General features: G+C 67.8%; 19 protein-coding genes. 10 read left to right on the top strand and 9 right to left on the bottom strand.

Going from position 1 to position 22,971, the window contains the following annotated elements; all coding sequences use genetic code 11:
* Positions 1 to 106: 106 nt before the first annotated feature.
* A complete protein-coding gene (locus DKM19_RS03250) occupies positions 107 to 580 on the top strand; it encodes an STAS domain-containing protein (RefSeq protein ID WP_110694423.1) in 474 nt (157 codons plus the stop codon).
* A 96-nt stretch (positions 581 to 676) separates the two neighbouring features.
* Here the strand turns inward: DKM19_RS03250 and DKM19_RS03245 are convergent, their stop codons facing one another.
* Positions 677 to 1,000 (bottom strand): hypothetical protein, encoded by a 324-nt coding sequence (locus DKM19_RS03245; protein WP_162641269.1) that lies wholly within the window; start codon positions 998 to 1,000, stop codon positions 677 to 679.
* 1,077 nt (positions 1,001 to 2,077) lie between these two features.
* Between DKM19_RS03245 and DKM19_RS51490 the strand changes: the two genes are divergently transcribed.
* From DKM19_RS51490 to DKM19_RS03225, 4 genes are all read left to right on the top strand, one after another.
* On the top strand, positions 2,078 to 2,590 hold the full coding sequence (locus DKM19_RS51490; RefSeq protein WP_239514061.1) for a calmodulin-binding protein: 513 nt from the start codon (positions 2,078 to 2,080) through the stop codon (positions 2,588 to 2,590).
* Between the two features lie 97 nt (positions 2,591 to 2,687).
* The gene (locus DKM19_RS03235) at positions 2,688 to 3,767 is read left to right on the top strand and encodes a sigma-70 family RNA polymerase sigma factor (protein WP_239514060.1); all 1,080 of its coding nucleotides are present in this window, start codon (positions 2,688 to 2,690) and stop codon (positions 3,765 to 3,767) included.
* Between the two features lie 83 nt (positions 3,768 to 3,850).
* Complete coding sequence (locus DKM19_RS03230; protein WP_204358635.1) at positions 3,851 to 4,372, top strand: pyridoxamine 5'-phosphate oxidase family protein; 522 nt, start codon at positions 3,851 to 3,853, stop codon at positions 4,370 to 4,372.
* 52 nt (positions 4,373 to 4,424) lie between these two features.
* A complete protein-coding gene (locus DKM19_RS03225; RefSeq protein ID WP_110694420.1) occupies positions 4,425 to 5,099 on the top strand; it encodes an alpha/beta hydrolase in 675 nt (224 codons plus the stop codon).
* A gap of 134 nt (positions 5,100 to 5,233) precedes the next feature.
* Here DKM19_RS03225 and DKM19_RS03220 read toward each other — a convergent pair whose 3' ends face one another.
* Together DKM19_RS03220 and DKM19_RS03215 are read right to left on the bottom strand one after the other, a co-directional pair.
* On the bottom strand, positions 5,234 to 6,073 hold the full coding sequence (locus DKM19_RS03220) for an alpha/beta fold hydrolase (RefSeq protein WP_110694419.1): 840 nt from the start codon (positions 6,071 to 6,073) through the stop codon (positions 5,234 to 5,236).
* Between the two features lie 285 nt (positions 6,074 to 6,358).
* On the bottom strand, positions 6,359 to 7,261 hold the full coding sequence (locus DKM19_RS03215) for a LysR family transcriptional regulator (protein WP_162641268.1): 903 nt from the start codon (positions 7,259 to 7,261) through the stop codon (positions 6,359 to 6,361).
* A gap of 828 nt (positions 7,262 to 8,089) precedes the next feature.
* Between DKM19_RS03215 and DKM19_RS03205 the strand changes: the two genes are divergently transcribed.
* The 3 genes from DKM19_RS03205 (at position 8,090) to dnaE (ending at position 15,085) form a co-directional block, all read left to right on the top strand.
* Complete coding sequence (locus tag DKM19_RS03205) at positions 8,090 to 8,350, top strand: hypothetical protein (protein WP_162641267.1); 261 nt, start codon at positions 8,090 to 8,092, stop codon at positions 8,348 to 8,350.
* A 427-nt stretch (positions 8,351 to 8,777) separates the two neighbouring features.
* Positions 8,778 to 11,036, top strand: a complete 2,259-nt coding sequence (locus tag DKM19_RS03200) for a hypothetical protein (protein ID WP_162641266.1) — start codon at positions 8,778 to 8,780, stop codon at positions 11,034 to 11,036.
* A gap of 500 nt (positions 11,037 to 11,536) precedes the next feature.
* Positions 11,537 to 15,085, top strand: coding sequence for a DNA polymerase III subunit alpha (gene dnaE / locus DKM19_RS03195; RefSeq protein WP_110694414.1), 3,549 nt, complete (start codon positions 11,537 to 11,539; stop codon positions 15,083 to 15,085).
* A 152-nt stretch (positions 15,086 to 15,237) separates the two neighbouring features.
* Here the strand turns inward: dnaE and DKM19_RS03190 are convergent, their stop codons facing one another.
* From DKM19_RS03190 to DKM19_RS03175, 4 genes are all read right to left on the bottom strand, one after another.
* Positions 15,238 to 16,464, bottom strand: a complete 1,227-nt coding sequence (locus DKM19_RS03190) for a hypothetical protein (RefSeq protein ID WP_162641263.1) — start codon at positions 16,462 to 16,464, stop codon at positions 15,238 to 15,240.
* Between the two features lie 233 nt (positions 16,465 to 16,697).
* Positions 16,698 to 17,123: a DUF4267 domain-containing protein gene (locus DKM19_RS03185; protein WP_110694412.1), complete on the bottom strand. Its 426-nt coding sequence runs from the start codon at positions 17,121 to 17,123 to the stop codon at positions 16,698 to 16,700.
* Positions 17,124 to 17,299: 176 nt separating this feature from the next.
* Entirely contained in the window at positions 17,300 to 17,686 is a 387-nt protein-coding gene (locus DKM19_RS03180) for a VOC family protein (RefSeq protein WP_110694411.1), read from the bottom strand.
* 288 nt (positions 17,687 to 17,974) lie between these two features.
* The gene (locus tag DKM19_RS03175) at positions 17,975 to 18,421 is read right to left on the bottom strand and encodes a DUF1772 domain-containing protein (protein WP_110694410.1); all 447 of its coding nucleotides are present in this window, start codon (positions 18,419 to 18,421) and stop codon (positions 17,975 to 17,977) included.
* A gap of 89 nt (positions 18,422 to 18,510) precedes the next feature.
* Between DKM19_RS03175 and DKM19_RS03170 the strand changes: the two genes are divergently transcribed.
* Positions 18,511 to 19,089, top strand: coding sequence for a TetR/AcrR family transcriptional regulator (locus DKM19_RS03170; protein ID WP_110694409.1), 579 nt, complete (start codon positions 18,511 to 18,513; stop codon positions 19,087 to 19,089).
* Between the two features lie 341 nt (positions 19,090 to 19,430).
* Here DKM19_RS03170 and DKM19_RS50480 read toward each other — a convergent pair whose 3' ends face one another.
* Entirely contained in the window at positions 19,431 to 20,567 is a 1,137-nt protein-coding gene (locus tag DKM19_RS50480) for a TetR/AcrR family transcriptional regulator C-terminal domain-containing protein (RefSeq protein WP_204358634.1), read from the bottom strand.
* Between the two features lie 304 nt (positions 20,568 to 20,871).
* Here DKM19_RS50480 and DKM19_RS03150 point away from each other — a divergent pair, with 304 nt between their 5' ends.
* Complete coding sequence (locus DKM19_RS03150) at positions 20,872 to 22,008, top strand: FAD-dependent monooxygenase (protein ID WP_162641261.1); 1,137 nt, start codon at positions 20,872 to 20,874, stop codon at positions 22,006 to 22,008.
* A 170-nt stretch (positions 22,009 to 22,178) separates the two neighbouring features.
* On the opposite strand, the gene DKM19_RS03145 is transcribed toward DKM19_RS03150, so the two are convergent.
* Entirely contained in the window at positions 22,179 to 22,961 is a 783-nt protein-coding gene (locus DKM19_RS03145) for a class F sortase (protein WP_162641260.1), read from the bottom strand.
* Between the last annotated feature and the right edge of the window lie 10 nt (positions 22,962 to 22,971).

Genomic DNA, 22,971 nt, shown 5'->3' with positions numbered 1-22,971 from the left:
GCCGTTCCTGCGGAGGTGACTCCCGCATGTCCTTGGTTAAGTTTTCACACTCCCGTGGCGAGTGGGTGATCGTCCACAGCCCAGATGAGATCGACGGGCTTCTCCCATGAACCTGTCGATCCACCCCACCGTCGTGCACAAGGACTCGGCCGTGATCGTGGTTGACGGTGAGCTCGACATCAGCACCGTCGCGCTGCTGGACACGGTGGTCTTTCCGCTGCTCGGCCGGGGCATTCATCACCTGGTCGTGGACGCCAGGCTTCTTCGTTTCTGCGACGTCTGCGGCTTCCGGGCGCTGACCACCATGCACACCACCATGGCGGCGACGGGCGGCGACCTGGCGATCGCCGAACCCACGCCCGCGCTGCTACGGCTGATGCAACTGATCTCGCTGACCTCGTCGAGTGTGCCGAGCACGCCCATAAAGGTGTACGCCACGGTGAGCCATGCCCTGCGGCACGAGAACGATCGACCGATCTCCCTCCTGACCCGCGCCGAGCGGCCGGACGTCCCGCCGCGCCGGCTGCCGGTGAAAGCCGGCTGCGGCCCCGGCAGCCCGAACGGTCACCGGCGCCACTGACGAGAGCCCGCCCGCGCAAATGGGCCCGTTCCGCTCACAGTCACCGGCACCGCCGGTGAGAACCCGCCCGCACGAGTGAGCCCGGTCCGCTCACGGTCACCGGCACCGCCGGTGAGAACCCGCCCGCACGAGTGAGCCCGTTCCGCTCACGGTCACCGGCACCGCCGGTGAGAACCCGCCCGCACGAGTGAGTCCGGTCCGCTCATCGATATCGGTGACCCCGGTGACCGCCGCCCCGTGCGTGGTGACCGCCCTGCCGACCTCGATGGTGACGGCCGGATCCGGCCCGCTGTGACCGGCGTCCATCTCGGGCGTCCTGCGGCCACGGACGGTCCCGGGCATCGCGCGGCCAGCGCCCCTCCTGCCCGTCCTGCGGCCACTGACCGCCCCGGTCGCCACGCGGCCACCGACCTCGGTCATCGCGCGGTCCGCGCCCCTCCTCCTCGTCCTCCTGTCCCTCCCAGGGCCAGCGCCCCTCCCCCTCCTGCTCGTCACCCGGCCTCTGAGGATCCTGCTCCTCCCAGGGCCAGCGCCCCTCACCTTCCTGCTCGTCGCGCGGCCACCGGCGGTCCCGGTTGCCGCGCGGCTCCTGACGGTCTCGATCGCCCCTGCGTGAATGAGCCCGGCCCGCTCCTCGGTCCCGGTGACCCCTGAAATCCCGATCCCGGGCGTGGCGACCTCGATGACGGCCGGATCCGGCCCCCTGTGACCAGTTTCTGTCCGGCCGGCGATCTTGCAGGTAGGAATCCCATGCCCGGTCGGAAGGCGCCGCCTCCTCGTCGCGCGACGACGGCCGGCCCATGAGCATGTCGCCCAGTCCACCCGATCTTCGGCCGTACGCGTCATCCGAGCGCTGATCTCCCGAGTGTCTGGCCCGCCGCCCCTCAAGCCGCCCGAACGCCCGGCCCCTGTGATGCTTGGCGCCCGAGCCCCTGTGGTGCTTGATCGCCCGGTTCCCGTGTCCCTTGGCGGCCGCGCTCCCGGGCCGCTTGGCCGTCCAGTGCGAGGAACGATCGGCTGTCGGCTTCGAGTGCTGGTTCGTGTGCTGGACCGCGCCCATCCCCGCCAGTCCGATGACCACGGCCAGCAGACCGGCTCGCATAGCGCTCAACTGAATACGCCCCCGTTTCCTGATCCATCGGGGGGCAAACTCGTACACAGCTACACAGCTCTCTACCCGGGATGACCGTCCGGTTAACGATCAGGGGCGGGCGCCGCCCGGATCCCCCTCCCGCCGCACCCGTTGCACGGCCGCCACGACCGGGGCCGTACGGATGACGGTTCACCTGGCCCGCGGCCTCCGCTCGCCGGTGAGAACCCGTACATCGCGCAACTGGACCCGGCCAGATGGCGAAGGCCGTACGGCGCCGGAGGGCGGGAAAGTTCCGGCAGGCGACAGGACTTTTTTGATCAAGCTCGGCGTGGGGGCCGGGTGGCCGGCAGAGGGAGGGGATTGGGTCGTGATGATCATGACCCGGCAAGGCACAGGAGGAACCCGTGCGACGCTTCTTCACCAGGACCGGCGGCCTGGCCGCCATGGCGATGCTCGCCACCATGATGGCCACGCCCGCCCAGGCCGCGCCCGCTCCGCGCGCCTGCGCGATGCCCGTCACCGCCCAGGCCGATTCCGTCGAGGCCGGTTCGCCCTCGCGGGCCGCGGCCGCCCCGGCCTACTTCAAGATGACGACCGCCGGCTCTCCCCAGCCGTTCGTCATCCAGCTCACCGACGCCGCGAAGATCGAGCACGCCAGGAAGATCCTCAGCGGAAAGGAGACCGAGAGAACCCACGTCATGGGCCGGATCATCAAGAGAACGGCCCCCTACAACCCCGCCTACAGCTTCCACCTCGACCCGAGCACGATCGATTTCTTCCAGATGGCCATCGAGGTCTGCGACGCCACGCTGTCCTACACCGAAGACCACCTCGACGAGGCCTGCGGGGCCTTCCTGCCCGGCTGCTTCTTCTGCCCCTGGACCTCCAAGCTCGTCGCCGAGGTTCCCCAGCCCTGACCCCCGCCTCACCACGACGGCCGGGCTCCAGGAGCGCCCGGCCGTCGCCATCCGACTGACACTTTTTTCGCCGCTCATCCGTCCTAACGGAGTGGGCGTGTCGTGGAAGCATTCGGGGGGCGGATCATTGGGCGAGGCGGGAGCCGAGGACGGCGCGCTCGTCGCCGCCGCCCAGGCGGGCGACGAACCGGCGTTCACCGAGCTCGTCGAGCGCCACCGGCGGGAGCTGCGGGTGCACTGCTACCGGATGCTCGGCTCGTTCGAGGAGTCGGAGGACCTGGTGCAGGAGACGTTCCTGCGGGCGTGGCGCGGGCGCGAGACCTTCCAGGGCCGTTCCACCTTCCGTGCGTGGCTCTACCGGATCGCGACGAACGCGTGTCTCGACTTCCTCGATCGGCACCCGCGCCATCCGCGACCGCGTGAGACGGGGCAGGATCCGCACGGAGCGTCGCCGCCGGCCGAGATCCCGTGGCTGCAGCCGTACCCGGACCGGCTGCTGGAGCCGATCGCGTCCGGCGACGCCGAGCCGGATGCCGCCGCGGTGGGCAGGGAGACCATCGAACTGGCGTTCCTCGCGGCCCTCCAGCACCTGCCTCCCGGGCAGAGGGCGGCGCTGATCCTGCGGGACGTGCTCGGCTGGCCGGCCAAGGAGACCGCCGCGCTGCTCGAGACGAGCGTCGACTCGGTCAAGAGCGCTCTGAAACGGGCGCGGTCGACCCTGAGGACGCACCTTCCTGAACGCCGGCTGGAGTGGGCGCCGTCGACGGTTCCGACCGCGCGGGAGCGGGAGCTGCTGCAACGCTTCATGGACGCCCACGAACAGGCCGACCCGGCCGCCCTCGTGGAGCTGCTGAGCGAGGACGTACGGATGACGATGCCTCCGTATCCGTTCTGGGTCTCCGGTCGCGAGGCGGTCCGGGCCTTCGCCGCACACGCCTTCGGGCCCGACTCGCCGCTGCATCGAGGACGGTGGCGGAACGTGCCCACCCGGGCGAACCGGCAGCCGGCGGTGGCGGGGTACATCCGGCTGCCGGGCGCGCCCGCTTACCGAGCCCAGGTGCTCAACGTGCTGCGGATCGAGGACGGGAAGATCGTTGAGGTCACCGTCTTCGAGCCGCACCTGCTGACCGCGTTCGGCCTGCCGCCGGAGTTGCCCCCGGACGGCGACCCCTTTTAGGCGACCCCTTTTAGGGGCCTCACCCGTCTCAACGGTGGACGACCGCGATGAGCGCGGCCGACCACCGTTGAGGAGCCCGGACAATGACGATCGACGATCACGAAGATGTGATGACGCTGCCGCAGGGCGACGTCCGCCTGCTGGACAGTGACGTGGCGCGGCGTCTGCTCGCCTCACAGGAACTGGCGCGGCTGGCGTACGTGGCGGCGGACGGCACGCCCCGCGTGTTTCCCATGTTGTTTCACTGGACGGGCACCGAAGTCGTCATGTCCACGTTCGCGGGAGCAGCCAAGATCGCCGCTCTGCGGGCCAGGCCCGATGTCGCCATCACCATCGACGCCGCCTCGACACCGCCGTCGGTGCTCCTCATCCGCGGCCGGGCGTCGGTCACCGACGTCGCGGGGATCGTGCCGGAGTACGCGCTGGCCCAGCATCGGTACGCCGGGGCGGAACAGGGCGCCGCCAACGTGGCGGCGGTGGATCATCCCGGCACGAGGATGGCCCGCATCGCCGTCCGCCCCGCCTGGGTCGGGGTCCTCGATTTCCAGACCCGCCTGCCCGGCGGCGCCGGTGTGGAGGACTTCGAGCGCCGGGGCAGATCGTGACGGAGGAGCCGAACGCCCGCCCATGGCACAACCCTCAGGAGGACTTCCCGACATGACCACCTACGTACTGATCCCCGGCGCCGCGTCCGACTCGTGGTACTGGCATCTGACGGCCGCCGAGTTGCGTGCGCGCGGTCATGACGTGGTCGCGCCCGACCTGCCCTGCGACGACGACTCGGCCGGGCTCTCCGAGTATGCCGACGTGGTGGTCGGCGCCATCGGCGACCGTACGGATCTCGTGGTGGTCGCCCAGTCCTTCGGCGGGTTCACCGCGCCGCTGGTCTGCGAGCGGGTGCCGGTCAGGCTCCTGGTGCTGCTGACGGCGATGATCCCGTCGCCGGGCGAGCCGCCCGGCGACTGGTGGGCCAACACCGGCTGGGAACGGGCACGGCGCGAGCAGGACGAGCGCGACGGCCGGGCGCCGGACGACGACATCGCCCTGTTCCTCCACGATGTCCCGCCCGAGCTGGCGGCGGAGGCGAAGAGGAGGAGCCGCGACCAGTCGGCCACCCCGTTCGTCAAGCCGTGGCCGCTGGACGCCTGGCCGTCCGTGCCGACGAAGTTCCTGCTCTGCCGCGACGACCGCTTCTTCCCGGCCGAGTTCATGCGCCGCGTCGTCCGGGAACGCCTGGGAATCGTCCCCGACGAGATCGACGGGGGCCACACCATCGCCCTCAGCCGCCCCAGGGAACTGGCCGACCGGCTGGAGGCATCGGGCCGCCCCTGACGTCAACCGGCCAGACGGCCAGACGGGCCAGGCGAGGTAAGCGGGCAGACGGGCCAGGCCGCCAGGCAGGCAGGGCCGCGCCGCCACGCGGGCAGGCGGGCAGGCGGGCAGGCGGGCAGGCGGGCAGGCGATCTTTATTCCAGGAACGTCGCGACGGTCGCCACGAACCGGTCGGCGTCATCAAGCCAGGGGTAGTGGCCCGCTTCCGGCTGAACGGCGAGCTCGGCGTTCGGGAACAGCTCGGCGAACTCGGCCGCGACGCTCGGAAGCGGGTTCAGGTCGACCCCTCCGGCAAGCAGCAACACCGGCGCATCGAATGTGGCGAGTGCCGTGCGGGTGGCATCCGGATCGAAGGCGCCCTCGGCGCCGAAGGCGACTGCGGCTTCCTCGTTCCACTGGCCGTCCTCGGCCGCCAGATGAGCTTGTGCCGTCGCATCCCATCGGCCGTAGAAAAAGGGCTCCATGGCCTTCCAGTCGTCGTCGGTGGCATTGTCGGTCACGATCGCTTCAAGGGCTGCGAAGGCCACCGGGAACCAGGGTTCGTCCTTGCGGAGCCGCGCGGTCTCAAGGCGAGCCTCCCCGGTGGTCACGAGGCCGACGGCCTTGGTGCTCGGAGTGATCAGAGCGAGCCTGCCGACACGTTCGGGGTGCCGGGCGACATACAGCACCGCGAGGTTCGCGCCGGCGGAGTGCGCGAGCAGGTCCAACCGGTCAAGGCCAAGGTGCTCGCGTAGAGCCTCGACATCATCGACAAGCCGGTCACAGCGGTAGGACGCGGCGTCCTCCGGTATCGCGGACTGGCCGGTGCCCCGATGATCCAGCACGATCAACCGCCGATGCGCGGACAGGCCGCCGAGTTCGCCGAGGTAAGCGGAGTCCCGCATCGGGCCACCCGGCAGGCAGATCACCGGGACGCCCTCTCCGGACACGTGATAGGCGAGATCGGTTCCATCATGTGCGGAGAAGGTAGGCATGCCGGGGATCCTGCCAGCGACATTCCGGCCAGGGCAACCGATTATCCCCGGCCAGAAGACCCGTCGGCCATGACCAGCCCCCCCCCCACCGTGCGAACCACGATCGGCGGCTACGAGCCGGACAGCCAAGACCATCTCGATGAGAAGCCGTCCGGCGCCGTGCGCTGCCGTTGAATCTCGATCAGGGGGTGATCGGGGAAGTTCCCCGAGGCCACGCCGTGCACTGCCGTTGGATCTCAAGCAGGGCCCAGCGCCAAGCGGGTGAAACCGGACATCGCATCGTGCCTACACCGGGCGGGGACCAACGGCCTGGAAGGCTTTCACGAGGGCGTGAACGACACCACGCCGGTCGGTACGCCGGCAGGCGGCGTGGAAGACTACAGGGGCGGCACCGGTCAGCGTCACCGCCCGTAAGCCAGAGCTCAGAAGCGGAGCGATCTCCGCCAAGGTGGCTATCACGGCCGTGCCATCGGCGGTATGGCGCAGGACCCGGGTGAAGTCCCTGGCGTCGGTCTCGACCAGGCGCGCCTCGTGGCGTGGCCTCACATCTTCGAGCCAGAACTGGTTCATCCACTCGTCGGCGCAGGCCGGGTTGTACAGGATGGGGTGCTCGCTGAAGTCCTCCACGCTCATCGTTTCCGCGTCGGCAAAAGTGTGCCGGGCGGCGACCACACCGATACGGGCACTGGTGGTCAGGGGGTAGGAGTCCACGGCAGGGTGTCGCACGGGTGCCATGGTCCACAGGACGTCTACCTGCTGCTCGGACAGGCAGTGGGTGAGCGCGGGAAGAGCGATGTCCTGGCGCACCAGCCGGGTCTCGGGGAAACTGAGACGGACCTCTTGGGCGATGCGGGTCATGTCGGTGTGTCTCAGGACCGCGCCGAGGCCGGCGGGGACACCGATCCTCAGCGTGTGGCGGGCGGGTGTGGCCCGGGCACTGTCGCGGGCGTCGGCGGCCTGAGCGATCAAGGGCTCGGCGGCGATCGCGAACCGTCGGCCTGCGGAGGTCACGGCGATCACACCCGCGGGGCCTCGCTCGACGAGGGCGACCCCGAGTTGTCCTTCCAGGCGTTGGATGCGCTTGGTCAACGCCGATGAGGTCAGGTGCAGCCGCCCGGCCGCCCTGCCGTAGTGCCTCTCCTGCACGAGCACCAAGAAGTCGGCGACCAGACCGAGATCCAGATCCATGCACACCCCTGCGTTACGAATGAGCCGGGCGACCGATCCAAGACGCCGGGTCCGGGACATCAATGAATGATCGCTACTTTAATTCTCCGGCGGCTGTCAATACCCGATTCCTCATTGGAACGAGGGGATGCCACCGCTCCGCCGATGCGCGTAGAACAAAGTCATCGGTACGGCAATCCAGGCCCACCGTGTTCTCAGGTTCCGGCCCCTGCACCCGAGTAGCTAAGGAGACATCGTGCCGAGACGGGCCTTGAATCTCTGGCTGTCATCCACAGTGCCTCGTTGCCGACGGTGCCGGCCGGTTCGCATGCGTACCCGGGAAAGCACAAGACCCCGCGGATGAGCAACCGGCTCGGGGGAAGCCGGAGGAACAGAAGAGGCCACGTCGTCATCGAACCATCTTCATGCGAAGAGTCGATTTCCAAAACAGCGAAGCACGAAAAGACGGAGGTTCCACGAAAACGACCGCCGGAAATCCCCAACACGGAGATCAACAGGATTCATTGCGGAAAGGATTGCCATGGCATTCAACAATATAGGTCGCTACTGGCTGGCCAATGGCGCCAGCGCGTGGGTCACAATATGGCCGGGAGGGGACCGTGGGGCTCAATGGATAATGGCAAATCCCCTGCCCTTCGACACTTTCCCCACTCCTTCCGGTATCACCCAACTCGAGTCAGGCAGGTTTCAAAAGCGATTTCTGTACGCCAACGGTGGAACAGAATGGTCGTACAACTGCCTCGTGGAGAACACCGCGAATCCGGGGTGGAACTCGACATGGTTCACCCTTTCAGGCGGAGGGAACGCATAGATATGGCGACAAGAAACATGCTCATCATCAAGGATGCGAGCGGCGAGATCATAGGCGCCCAGGTCGAGGAGCCTACCGATAGCGACATAGTGACTTATATCGCTCCCACCGATCCGCAGCACACGCTTCATAGGATTTCGGACGTTCCTGCGGAAATCTGTGACTGCGCCCATCCGGCCGAGTTCCAGAGGCTGCTTACCGACCACGCCAATTCAGAGCACGCACAAATTGCGCCGACCAGCACCGAGGAGATTCGCCGCCTTTTTATGGGCAGGTAGGTTCTACGGAGTCGAGCGGGCGGCACCGTCGAGCGATCATTTTTTGTGATCATTTGATGTGGCCGTATATGACGGATTTCCGCGCGTGGACGAGGCACCGGGGCCCGCGCACTCGAAACGCCCGCGTTCGCCGGGACCATGGTTCTTCTCACAGAGGCGGAGAACGCGGGCGTGCGGAACAGAATATGGCTGCCCAGCTGATATGGCCTGATGCTCCCGAAGCCGTCCCCAGTCGCAGAGCAGGCCCAAGGCTCCTATATGGACCCCGGTGGTGTCCGCCGAATCCTCGACGGACACGGCGGGTCGTGAAGCGGGGAGAACGGCGGCGCGGGAGTGATATCAGGCTGCCGCATGCTCGTTGGAAATCCCGGAGGGGTGACGGCGTCGCGGTCCGCCGGAGGGATCGCGACGCCGGCGCTTTTCAAACTTGGAGGTCGAGAACATGGCAATTATTGAGATCGAGGTTTTGACGGAAATGTTCGCCGGGCTCGTGAACCTCGCAGCCAACGCTTCTCCGCTGATACCGACACCGACGCTCGAACCCCTCGGGAATGACAGGCTGATCCGCGACGTGGAGTGGGGCCAGACGTTCACGGTCGTGCCGGGTATGCCGGCGAATTTCCAGATTGCGCCGGGGACGGTATTGCTGGAAGCGCCGCTGCGGCTGTGGCATGTGAGTGTCGCGGAGCTACGCGGCCGGCCGGACGCCCCGGGGACGGAGGAGAAGGCCGTGGCGTGGCTCCTGGCCGCCGCCACGCCGGCGGGGTTCGAAATCACGATGGTCGCCGTCAGAACCGGTCAGGGCCGGCCGATCGCCGTTCTCGAGGTGCCCGTGCGCATCGGCGCACTTCCTCTTCCCGTCGGCGAGGAGGTGTCCGTGCAGGCGGCGGCACTCGTTTTCAGCGGGCGTCTGGTCACCCTGAGGCTCGGCACATCGGCGTCGGACGACCTTTTCCGCAGCAGCGCGAACCGCCTTCCGCGGATCCTGGACGACCCGTCTGTCGGGAGCGGGGACAACTGGCTGATTCACATTCCGGCCGGCTTCTTCACGCAGATGATCCTGGAGCGCCTTCGCGCGGCTCTTTCCCCGCCGCCAGACGGGGCGATCGCCGTAGGGGCGCCCGCCGCTCGCTGGCTCGCCTTCCCGGAGGGCCGCTGGGGTGTCTCGGCCACCGCGGAGCTGGAGAAACGAGACGCCTGTCCCACGCTTTTCGGCGATGTCGACATCAGCATCGACGTCACGGTGGACGCCGTCTTCACGGCGAGCACCACCACGAATGCCATCGACATTTCGCTGACGGTCGGGGGTAACGCCTCCGACTGGGACGCCTTCCGCTGCTGGCTCGGAACCGGGGGCATCGCGAGCCTGACCACCGGCCTCTTCGTTCCCTTCCTCCAGGTGCCGCTCGCCATCTCCTCCTTGGTCACGATCAGCGAAGTCATCAGGCACTCGGTCGGAGAGGCCATCAACAAGATCACGGTCCCGGACTTCACCAAGGTGTCGCAGACCACGAGCTCGGTGACCTACGCGGGCTCGATCACGGTCGATCCGCTCCCTGCTTCGAGCCCCCTCTCCATGACCCTCTCGGTGGACGCGGAAGGATTCGCCGCCCGGGGCCGGGCGCTTCCATTGGCTCCCAGCCGCAGACCGAAGTTCCTGCCGGACGCCGGCCCGCTGTCGGGCACCTGGAAACAGGAGATCAACTGCTCGCTGCGGTCGATGGACCGCACCTTCACGGTCCAGGAGATCCTCGTCCAGGACGACCGCGAGGCATTCGGGGCGGTCGTCCTCTCCAACCCGGTCAACGTCTTCCTGACCAGCACCGCGGAACCCAAAGGACGATGCGAGATCTATCTGCCGCCCCGTGCTCAACCCAACCAGTCCGTTTCCATCGTGTGCGACGGCATGAACGCCGGAGAGAGTGGCTTCGTGGTCCTCCACAGCAGCGCGGGGCTGCGCACTTACGTCGTGGGACCGCTGCCCGAGGTCCCCACCTCCCCGATCGTCGGCATGCAGAAGCTGATCGACACGTTCTGCGACAGCTTCCAGGAGCTTCGGCCTGTCCTCGACATTCACGAGATCAAATGGGTCGAACCTCCACCCGGCTACGACTACGGTCATTCTCCGCTGCGCCAATGGCAGATCGTGCTGGAAGATGTCCCGGCGTTGGCGGAGATCCGGGTCCTGGCTCTCCGGGACGGCATCCAACAGCCGCTGGAGCTGGGCGACGAGATCGTGCGAAACGGCGACCGCGCCTGGATCACGATCGTGACGGACGACAGGACCGACATATCCGTCCAGGTGCCCGGTGCGGGGGAGCGTCCGCATCTCAAGTCCATGCAGCGATGGCTTCTCCCTTTGAAGGCGATCGACCTACATGAGCGACCGGCGTCTCTGCAGCGGGTTGGCGAGATGATCCAGGTGGTCGCGGGCGATCGGCTGGTCGGCATCAGAGTGCGCGACTGGACCCACCTGGAGCTGGACGGGCCGCTCGTCGGGCGGTCGCTCGGAGAGGGCCCCGTTCCCGGCGGGGAGGCATCGGCCACCCCGCCGGAGAAGACCAATGGCTCAGGGCCCGGTCTCAACTCCGTACACGCCCTTACCCTGCCGAATCGGAGAGTCGCCGTGGCACATGGCAGCCAGGTGGTGATCGCGGTCCCCTACGAAGGCGTTCGGCGGGTGTGAGCCGCGGTAGCCGGTGCGACCCACCATCCGGTCGCACCGGGCCCGTGCGGGTCCGCATTCGATGCGCCGCGGCGGGTCAACCACGAAGGCACGCCCACACCGCTATTTTCAGCCCGCCCCGGGTTTCTGGCCCATCGAAGCCGCCAAGCTGTGATCAATCACCATCACGCAAGATCATCCTTGATGGCGGCCTCTGACACGGTCCTTGACGGCACCGCGGCGAGGGGCCGCCACACCGGCTCCGGCGGTCGGTCGGATGCGACGCGGATCAGGGCCCGACCCCGTACGAGGCACCTCCGCCTACCAGGGGAAACTCGCATATTCCCAGGTCAGAGGAGTACGTCGCGATATTTGCAAGACTATTCCGGTGGATGCGTCAAGGGCCGTTGTGCGACCCATGCCCATCTGTGAGGCTCAGGGGAAGGGTGGTGAGACGCAGGGCTGAAGGGCGTAAGCTCGGGGCCGGAAACCGGCGTTCAGCTTGCAGAAAAGGGGCACAGGTGACCAAGTCGTTTGCGCATCTCCATGTTCACACCGAGTATTCAATGCTCGACGGCGCAGCGAAGGTCAGCCCCTTATTCGCCGAGGCATCACGCCTCGGCATGCCGGCCATCGCGATGAGCGACCACGGCAACATGTTCGGCGCCTACGAGTTCCAACAGGTCGCGGCGGGCCACGGCGTGAAGCCGATCATCGGGATCGAGGCCTACGTCGCCCCGTCCTCCCGGTTCGTGAAAAAGCCCGTTTTCTGGGGGCCAGGCGGGCAACGCGCCGTCAGCGACGACGGCGAGGGCAGCAAGGACGTCTCCGGAGGCGGCAGATACACCCACCTGACCATGTGGGCAGAAGACGCCACCGGTCTGCGCAACCTCTTCAAGCTCTCGTCTCTGGCGTCCATCGAGGGCTACTACGGCAAGCCCCGCATGGACCGGGAGCTGATCGCGGAGAACGCCAAGGGGATCATCGCGACCACCGGATGCCCCTCCGGGGAGGTGCAGACCCGGCTCCGGCTCGGCCAGTACGAAGAGGCCATCAAGGCCGCATCGGCCTACCAGGACATCTTCGGCAAGGAAAACTACTTCCTGGAGCTGATGGACCACGACCTCGACATCGAGCGCCAGGTCCGCGACGGACTTCTCCGGGTCGCCAAGGAGCTCGGCATACCGCGGCTGGCCACCAACGACAGCCACTACGTGCTGGAGGACCAGGCCGACGCGCACGACACCCTGCTGTGCATCGGGGTCGGCAAGAACAAGGACGACCCCAACCGGTTCCGCTTCAACGGCTCCGGCTACTACCTCAAGACTCCCGAGGAGATGCGGGAGCTGTTCCGCGAGCTGCCGGACGCCTGCGACAACACCCTGCTGATCGCTGAACGCGTCGGCGACTACAGCGAGGTTTTCGCCCACGTCGACCGGATGCCGCAGTTCGACGTGCCCGAAGGCGAGACGCAGGCGTCCTGGCTGCGTCAGGAGTGCGAGCGGGGCCTCAAGGAGCGCTACGGCGACAACCCCGACCAGGAGGTTCTCGACCGGCTGGAGCTGGAGCTGGGCGTCATCTCCCCCCTGGGATTCGACTCCTACTTCCTCGTGGTCGCCGACATCTGCCGCTACGCGCGTGACAACGGCATTCCCGTGGGCCCGGGACGTGGCTCGGCGACCGGCTCGATCGTCGCCTACCTGACCCGCATCACCGAGCTGGACCCGCTGGAGCACGGCCTGCTGTTCGAGCGGTTCCTCAACCCGGAGCGCGTCAGCCCGCCCGACGTCGACCTCGACTTCGACGACCGCCGGCGCGACGACATGATCAACTACGTCACCCAGAAGTACGGCGCGGCGTACACGGCCCAGGTCAACACCTTCGGCATGATCAAGGCCAAGGCCGCCGTCAAGGACTCCGCCCGCGTTCTCGGCTACCCCTTCCCGGTCGGCGAGCGCATCACGAAGGCGATGCCGCCGGACGTGATGGGCAAGGGAGTGCCGCTCACCGGCCTCTTCGACGAGAACCACCCGCGCTACAGCGAGGCCGGCGAGTTCCGGGCGATGTACGACAGCGACCCGGACGTCAAAAAGGTCGTCGACACCGGTCTCGGCATCGAAGGACTGATTCGCAACACCGGCGTCCACGCCGCCGCGGTCATCCTCTCCTCCGCTCCGCTGCTGGACCTGATCCCGCTGCACCGCCGCGACAAGGACGGCGTGATCATCACCGGTTTCTCGTACCCGCAGTGCGAGGACATGGGCCTGGTCAAGATGGACTTCCTGGGTCTGCGAAACCTGGGCGTCATCGACCACGCCATCCAGATCATCAGGGAACACCGGGGGGTGGAGATCTCCACCGAGAAGATCCCCCTGGACGACACCAAAACGTACGAGCTGATGGCTCGCGGCGACACCCTGGGCGTGTTCCAGCTCGACGGCGGCCCCATGCGCAACCTGCTGAAACTGATGGTGCCCACCCGATTCGAGGACATCGCCGCAGTCCTGGCCCTGTACCGGCCCGGGCCGATGGCCGCCAACGCGCACAACAACTACGCCGACCGCAAGAACAACCGCCAGGAGATCGCCCCGATCCATCCGGAGCTCGAATCCGCTCTGGAGCCGATCCTCGGTACGACCTTCCACCTGCTCGTCTACCAGGAGCAGGTCATGGCCATCGGCCGGGAGCTGGCCGGCTACAGCCTCGGCGGCGCCGACCTGCTGCGCCGGGCGATGGGCAAGAAGAAGAAGTCGGAGCTGGACAAGCAGTACGAGTTCTTCGAGCGCGGCATGAAGGACAACAACTACTCCGACGAGGCCATCAAGGCGCTGTGGGACGTGATGCTTCCGTTCTCCGGCTACGCGTTCAACAAGTCCCACACCGCCGGATACGGCCTGGTCGCCTACTGGACCGCCTACCTGAAGGCGAATTACCCGGCCGACTACATGGCGGCGCTGCTCACCTCCGTCGGCGACGACAAGGACAAGGCCGCCATCTACCTCGCCGAGTGCCGCAGGATGGGCATCCAGGTGCTGCCGCCCGACGTCAACGAATCCTCCCTGCACTTCGCGCCCGTCGGCGAGGACGCGATCCGGTTCGGCCTCGGCGCGGTCCGCAACGTCGGTGAGGACCGGGTGGAGGCCATTGTCGACGTCCGCAAGACCGGCGGCGCCTTCAACGACTTCAACGACTTCCTCTCCAAGGTCCCCCTTCAGGTCTGCAACAAGCGGCTCATCGAATCACTGATCAAGTCGGGCGCGTTCGACTCGCTCGACCACCCGCGCAAAGCGCTGATGCTGATCCACGAACAGGCCGTCGACAGCGTCATCCCGATCAAGAAATCCGAGGCCCACGGGCAGGACTCACTGTTCGGCGACGAGGAGAGCGGCCTCGACGAGACCTTCGCCGTCGCGATCCCCGAAGGGGAATGGGACAAGAAGACGCTGCTCGGTTTCGAGCGGGAGATGCTCGGCCTGTACGTGTCCGACCATCCGCTGGCCGGAACCGAACGACTCCTGGCACGCAACCGAAGCCACACCATCGTCGACCTCCTCGAAAACGGCCAGGACCGCACCGACGCCAAGGTGTGCGGGCTCATCACCAAGGTCGACAAGAGGGTCAACAAGGCCGGCAAGGTCTGGGCGATCATCGTTGTCGAGGACATGGACAGCGCCGTCGAGTGCCTGTTCTTCCCGAAGAACTACGAGCTGTACGCGCCGGAGCTCCGCGAGGACGCCGTCGTGTCGGTCAGCGGAATGGTCAGCAGCCGCGACGGTGCGATCTCGATCTTCGCCAACGACCTCACCCCGATCGACATCTCCGGCGTCACCAGCGACTCCGGGCACCCGATCACGATCACCCTGCGGGAGGAGCGCATCACGCCGGACCTGATCGAGGAGCTGCGCAACATCCTCAAGACCCACCAGGGCAAGGTGCCGGTCCGGATCCACCTGCACCGACCAGGCGCCAAGGCCCTGGTCATGGCCCTGCCGGAGTTCTCGGTCAGAGCCGAGCCGTCGTTCGCCGCCGACATCAAGACGCTGGTCGGGCCCGAGGCGATCAGCCTGTGACCGGTTCCCATCGAGATCCGCTCCGTTCCGGAACCGCTCCCGTGCCCGCGCTGCGGGAAAAGGGCAGCTCTCGGTCCTGGTGGCCGATGCCGTCATGGAGTCCTCCGATGCCGATCGGTTGGACTCCGGGGTTCTGACGGTGCCGTCGGGCATCAGGGCCGGGTTGTGGGATGCACCTGTGGTGACGGTTTCACGCCGGTCGGGTCGCCGACGGTGATCGGGATGAGGCGTTTGGTGACGGTGCCGTCACCGAGTTGACCGTAGTTGTTGGATCCCCAGGTTCTGACGGTGCCGTTGGGCATCAGGGCCAGACTGTGGAACGCGCCTGTGGTGACGACTCTCATGCCGGTCAGCCTGCTGGGGGCCACCGGCTTGAGGCGGTTGACGACGGTGCCGTCGCCGAGCTGGCCGAGGTCGTTCAGTCCCCAGACCTTGACGGTGCCGCCGGCCCTCAGGGCCAGGTTGTGGCCACGACCGGCGGTGATGGCCTTCACGCCGGTCAGGCCGCCGACGGTGACCGGGGTGAGGCGATTGGCGACGGTGCCGTCACCGAGCTGACCGGAGTCGTTGGACCCCCAGACCTTGACCGTGCCGTCGGCCATCAGGGCCAGGCTGTGGCGGAAGCCCGTGGTGATGTCTTTCACGCCGGTCAGGCCGCCGACGGTGACCGGGGTGAGACGTTTGGCGATGGTGCCGTCACCGAGCTGACCGGAGTCGTTCAATCCCCAGGCTCTGACGCTGCCGCCGGCCATCAGGGCCAGACTGTGGCCGAACCCCGCGGTGATGGCCTTCACCCCGGTCAGGCCGCCCACGGTGACCGGGATGAGGCGATTGACGACGGTGCCGTCACCGAGCTGACCGGAGTCGTTGGACCCCCAGACCTTGACCGTGCCGTCGGCCATCACGGCCAGACTGTGGAACGCACCCGCGGCGACGACCTTCACGCCCTTCAGACCGTCGACGGCAACCGGGGTGATGTGGTCGTCGGTGGTGCCCTCACCGAGCTGACCGGAGTCGTTCAGTCCCCAGGTTCTGACGGTGCCGTCGGCCATCAGGGCCAGGCTGTGGAACGCACCCGCGGCGACGGCTTTCACCCCGGTCAGACCGCCGATGGTCACCGGAGTGGTGTGGTCGACGGTGGTGCCGTCGCCGAGCTGGCCGGTGTCGTTGTATCCCCAGGTTCTGACGGTGCCGTCGGCCATCACGGCCAGACTGTGGAACGCACCCGCGGCGATGTCCTTCACGCCGGTCAGGTCGCCGACGGCAGTCGCGGCGGTGGAGCCGGGCTGACCTGAGGCACCGGGCCCCGAACCGTTCACTCGGCAGGCGCATGTCGCCGACACGGCATGCGCCTGTATCCCCAGCATGATCAAGGGCATCAGCGACGCCCCCAGCGCAGCGGTCCCCCAGCTACGCAACCTTCCAGAAAGTCGACGCATGAACTTCCCCCGTATACCAACGATCGCGCGACGGCCTCCAGAGGGCTTGATCCCGTACATCCCCGGTCACAGCCGTGTCCCCGTTGTATCCCGCAGACGTGACCTGGGCGGGGAGCGACTCGCCCGAGCCGTCTCAGCGCGGCCGGGGTCCGGGCCGCCTTGGACCGATGGGATCAGGCGGGCTGCGGAGCGAGCGTCGCCGGAGCGGCCGCGACCTTGCGGGTCTCGCGCATCATCAGCAGGCCGTTGACCACCATCAGCGTCGCGGTCAGGCAGTGGACGCCGAGCGCGGTGGCCACGGAGCCGTGGTGGGCCAGCACGGTGGTCATGTCGCCGTACGCGGCGAGGGCCTCCACCAGCAGCACCCAGCCCAGCGCCCGGCGGTGGCCCGTCACCAGCAGGATGCCCAGGACCAGGGCCAAGACGACGTCGCGGATTCCCTTGATGATCAGGAAGCCGCCGCCGTCGCCGGACGGCCGGCTCGGCAGGCCGAAGCCCGGCGCCGTCGTCTCCGGGCTCAGGATGAACTCCATCCCGAACCAGAGGATGAAGAGGATGAAGGCGGCGGCCAGGACGGTGTTGATCTTCTTCAGCGGCATTGTTCTTCTCCTTGCGAGTCTTCGTGAGCTTGGTGGAGCCCGGTGAGTCGTATGGGGCCTGGTCAGGCGGCGCGGACGCGGCTGATGTGGCGGGCGTGGAGAGGGCGGCCGCTGCTGTGCCAGATGTCGCGTACCGGCGCGGAGAGGGCGGACAGGAGCGTGGCGCGCTCGGTGCCTCACGACCCGGCGCCGCCCGGGGTGAGGATTTCCATGAGGTGTCCGTCGGGGTCGTGGAAGTAAGTGCCCCTGCGGCCCTTGGTGTGCTTGCTGTGATAGATCTGCCCGATCTCTCGGCATGCGGGATCGCCGTAGTGGGTGATTCCGCCGTGCTGGATGCGGGCGAGGGCGGCGTCGAACTCCTGCTCGCCGACCATGAACGCGTAGTGGTGTGGCTCAAAGTCGTCCAGCCGGTCGTAGTCCAGGCTGACCCGGTTGGCCAGCGTGACCGGCGTGAAGTGCGCCACCGGCGGATCGACCCTCAGGCCGAGGATTTCAGCCAGGAACTGCGCCGAGGCTTGCGGGTCACGGGCGGGGACGATGGTGTGATTCAGTTCCACGGTCATGGTGACTCCTGTTCGGGGGCGGGGCTACGCGTGGTGAGGTGCTCGGTGGCCTTGGCGACCCGGCATGGTGCATGGATGCGTGACTGTCCGGGAGAGGGCGGGGCCTCTCCGGCCACAGCTGCCGTCATCGGTCAGTGGGTGTCGCCGGCGCCCGCGTCCTGGGGATACCGGCGGAGTTCGAGGGTGTTGGTGTCCGGGTCCTGGATGGAGATGGAGGCGGCGGTGCCGCACTTCGGGCGCACGGCCGAGCGGTTGGGGCTGACGACCGGGGCGGGTGAACCCGCGGGCTCAGGTGAGGGCGGCGACCAGCAGGGCGAAGGCGGCGATGATGACGGCGACGCGGACGTAGTGGAAGCGGTCCCAGCGGTTCATCTGCTCCTTCCAGTCGGCGGGCCGGTTGTCAGGGGTCCACGTCTTGCCCCGGTTGTTGATCGGAACGAGCAGCAGGATCGACATGATCACGCTGAGGATCAGCAGCGCGCCGGCGGTGACGACGAGGCCGGTGCCGTGCCGGTGCCATCCTGCGATGGCCCAGACCGCCACAAGGGCGAGCGAAGTGAGGTACCAGACCGGCATCACGGCGCCGAGCATCCGGCCCCCGTGGGCGCGGCCGAGTTGGCCGCTGTCCTCCGGGAGAGCGTTGAGGATTCGGTTGATGACGAAGGCGACGGAGAACTCCACCCCCACCATCACGCCGACGACCACGGTGGTGACGACCTCGAGTGCGGTGAGCATGATGACCTCTTAAAATCTAGTGCTGCTAGCCGATGAGGCAACACTAGTACTGCTGCCGCTCCCTTGTCTAGCGGTGCTAGGATCTCACCATGTCGGTACAGGAACGCAAGCAGCGCGAACGGGCGGAGCGCGAGCGCCTCATCGTGGCGACGGCCCGCGAACTCGCCGAGCAGCAGGGCTGGGACGCGGTCACCACCCGCCTGCTCGCCGAGCGCATCGAATACAGCCAACCCGTCCTCTACAGCCACTTCCGCGGCAAACGCGAGATCATCGGCGCCGTCGCCCTCCAGGGCGCCACGGAGATGGCCGCGGCGGTGCGGGCCGCGACCGCCGCCGCGGACGGCCCGCGCGCCCGGGTGTACGCCCTCGCCCGCGCCTACCTCGACTTCGCCGAACGCAACCCGGCGGTCTACGACGCCATGTTCCAGCTCGACGGCGGCCTCGCGTACGCACAGGAGGAAACCCCCGAACCTCTCAAGGACGCCTTCGCCGCGCTGCTGGAGAGCCTCGGCGAGGTCGCCGGGGACGGCGTCGCCCCGGGGCTGTTCACCGAGGTGTTCTGGGCGTGCCTGCACGGTCTGGCGACCCTGACCCGGTCGGGACGGCTGCCGCCGGAGGACACCGAGCCAAGGGTGAAGCTGCTGGTGGACCGGCTCGCCATGGTCTGACACACCATCCCGGCGGGCACGCGGCCAGGGCCCTCGGGCCCCGCCGCTGCCTGCCTGCTTCGGTGGGGAGACCCGGGCCACGTCCTCGTCCAGGACGTCATGCCCCCGCTCCTCGGCGAACTTCCCGTACGCCTCAGCCTGCTCGTCAGTCGGAAATTCCACTGGCACGGCCGGACCGTAGCCCCGCGTCGACCAGCTCAACCGAGCTTTGCCGAACCTCAGCAGTGCCGTAGATCGCTGTGCTGGACGGCAAGATCAGCCTTTGGCGCCAACCGCTGTTCCGTTGTTCCCCGGGGGCGGATGAACGGCGCCCACGGGCACGGCGATCCGCCTGGGCGGACTCACGTCCCGGAACGCCGGATGAGGATCGCGAGGCCGTCGAGCATCGACTGCAGACCCAGCTCGAAGAGCACATCGAGGTTGAGGTCGTAACCCTCGTCGAGGCCCGCGACGACCTTGGAGAACGTCGGGACGCTCCCCGAGGCGGCGAGCGCGGTGAGGGCGGCATCCTGCGAATCCATCCACTCCTCCTCGGTCATCCCGGTCTCCGCTTCGGCCTGGGCCTCCGATTCGAGGTTCACGGCGATCCCCCGGACGTAGCTGTACAGCAGAACGTGCACGTTGAGCATGGTCTCCGCATCGAGGCCGAGGCCGTCCACCGCGCTCAGGACCCACTCCCCGTACGTCATCAGGTTGGGCAGCGGCACCGGACGGGTGATGGAGATGACCTGCGCCAGCCACGGATGCCTGCGGTACATGATCCACTGCAACCGCCCCGCCACCTCCAGGCGCGCCCGCCAGCCGGAGGGGGGATCCTCCGGATATGTGATCTCGCCGGCCACCGCGTCGGTCATCAGCAGGACCAGGTCGTCCTTGCTGTTCACGTGACGGTACGGAGACATGGTGGCGACGCCGAGTTTGGCCGCGACGCCGCGCATCGACAGGGCCGCCAGTCCCTCGGTGTCCGCGATGCCGATCGCCGCACGCACGATGCGCTCCCGGGTCAGCTCCTGATCGGGCTCGTGGGCGGCGCGGCGCGGAACGGCGGGCCGAGACGGCGCGGGTCTCGACCGAGGACGGGACCCGGGACGGACCTCGGAGAGGAGCTCGGGACGGGACCCGGAGGAGGTCTCGGGACGCGGCTCAGAGGACTCGGAGGAGGGCTCGGGGGCGGTCTCGGGGCGAGGCTCGGAGGACTCGGAGGAGGGCTCGGGGGCGGTCTCGGGGGAAGGCCCGGGACGGGACTCGGGGGCGGTCACCACGGTGCCGACCCGGGGCACCGTCTCGACGAAGCCCTGCTGGCGCAGGGTCGTCAGCGCCTTTGTGGCGGTCGCGATCGCGACACCCCACTCCTGGGCGACCTGCCGGGTCGAGGGCACCCGGTCACCGGCACGCAGTTCACCGGTCGCGATGCGACGCCGGATCTCGGTGATGATCCGCAGATAGGGCGGATCGGGCTGCGTAACGGGCCGGCTCACGGTCGCCTCTTCTCTCGGATGAAGTGCCCTGTACTAGTACAGGATGACGCACTCAGAGAATAGTGGAACTCCCTGGTGAGCCGGAAGACACGAGCGGTCCGGCACCCGACGCTGCACTCCGTCCCGACCACCTGTACTAGTACAGAGACGTGATGCATGACACGATCAATCAGGGATTTCTCAAGATTAACCGCTTGCGCCATCTGTGCGTACGTCGTACATTCAATGTGCGTACGGCGTACCCGGCATGACCGTCGCAGGTCGGCCGGGTCGCTTTTCCCCGAGATCGACCAGGAGACCCCACGTGAGAAACGGCAACGTCCTCATTTCCGGTGCGAGCATCGCCGGACCCGCGCTGGCCTACTGGCTGCGACGCCACGGCTTCAACCCCACCGTGGTGGAGAAGTCCCCCGGTCTCCGTCCCGGGGGCCAGGCGATCGACGTCCGCGGCTCGGCACTCGGCGTCGCCGAACGGATGGGGCTGCTGGCCGACATCCGGCGGGCGAGCACCGCGATGCGCGGGATGAGCTTCGTCGGCGACGACGGCGAGGTGCTGTACAGCACCACCGAGGAGACCCTGACCGGCGGCGCGACCGACGGCGAGGACGTGGAGATCCTCCGCGACGACCTGGTCGGCATCCTCTACCGGGCCACCCGCGACGACGTCGAATACCTCTTCGACGACTCGATCACCGCCCTCTCACAGGGCGACGACGAGGTGCGGGTCACCTTCGAACGGGCCGAGCCGCGCACCTTCGACCTCGTCATCGGCGCCGACGGGCTGCACTCCAACGTGCGCGCGCTGGCCTTCGGCGAGGAGTCCCGGTTCATCACCCACCTGGGCACCTACCTGTCGGTCTTCACCACCGACAACTTCCTGGACCTGGACCACTGGCAGGTGTTCCACCGTACGGCGGACAAGATGTCCGGCCTCTACAGCGCGCGGAACAACACCGAGGCCAGGGCGATCCTCGGCTTCGAGTCACCGCCGCTGGACTACGACCGCCGCGACACCACCCGGCAGAAGCAGATCATCGCCGACCACTTCGCCGACGACGGCTGGGAGACCCCCAGGCTGCTGAAGGCCATGTGGGACGCGCCCGACTTCCACTTCGACTCCATGAGCCAGATCCGCATGGACTCCTGGTCCAACGGGCGGGTGTCACTGATCGGGGACGCGGGCTACTGCGGCTCGCCGCTGTCGGGCCAGGGCACCAGCCTCGCGCTGGTCGGGGCCTACGTCCTGGCCGGAGAGCTCATGGCCGCGGACGGCGACCACCGGACGGGGCTCGCCCGCTACGAGGAGGAGCTGCGGGGGTTCGTCGAGCTGAACCAGGACTTCGCGCTGCGGATGAACGAGTGGCAACGGGACCAGAGCGGCGAGATGCCGGACATCCAGCGACTGTCCAACGCCATCACGCTCAAGGACTACCCGCGCTGACGAGCACGCGCACACCGTCACTGCCGACACGCGGAACGACCGCCCACGCTGACGAGCACGCGCACACCGTCACTACAGTCATGCGGGACGACTGCCCGCGCTGACAGGCCCGTGGCCAGGCACACAGCATCGGTGCCGCGTGACGACTGCCCGAGCCGGCGAGCGCCCGATCAGGCGCGCTTGGTCTTGGAGAGGGTCGCGTAGACGATGATGTTGTCGGTGTAGTGGTGGGTCTTGCTGTTGTAGACGCCGCCACAGGTGATCAGGCGCAGGGTCGCCTCACCGGTGTTGCCGTAGACCCGCTTCGCCGGGAAAGCGGTCTTGCTGACCTGCTCCACCCCGTCGACCGTGAACTCCACGGTGTTCCCGTCCGACCGGGACACCTTGATCTTGTCCCCGCGCTTGATCTCCTTGAGGCGGCTGAAGACGGCGGCCCCGCTGCGGGTGTTCACATGCCCGAGGACCACCGAGGGCCCCTGCTGGCCGGGGATCGGCCCGTTCTTGTACCAACCGGCCTGGTTCGGCTTGCTCAGCGGAGGGGTCTGGATCTCCTTCTTGGCGTCCACGCCGAGAGCCATCAGCGGAGCCAGCAGACCGATCTTCGAAATGGCGATCCTGTACGGCTTCACGCCGGCGCTCGGCAACGGCGCCGGGGGCTGGACGACGGGCAGGGGCGGAGGCGCCGTGGGAGCGGCGGCCGTCAACGGCACGTCCAGCCCACCCGGACCCACCTCGGCCGGCAGGCCGCTCAGGTCCTGGGACTGCTGGCCCGGTGCCTGCTCTCCCGGGGCCGGATTTTGCAGCGCGAGGGTGTTCGCCGCCTCCGAGATCGGAGGCCCGTAGGGCTCGTCCTCGGTCACCGGGCCCAGGTAGGCGAGCATCCCCGCCATGACCACGGCCACCCCGCCGAGCGACCCGGCCACGAGCAGCGCGGGAATCATCAGGCGCTTCATGTTCTTCGGA

It is taken from the genome of Streptosporangium sp. 'caverna' (assembly GCF_003203775.1).
GTDB lineage: Bacteria > Actinomycetota > Actinomycetes > Streptosporangiales > Streptosporangiaceae > Streptosporangium > Streptosporangium subroseum.
Note: the sequence above shows the minus strand (reverse complement) of the source record. Positions and strands in the feature narration are given on the sequence as shown.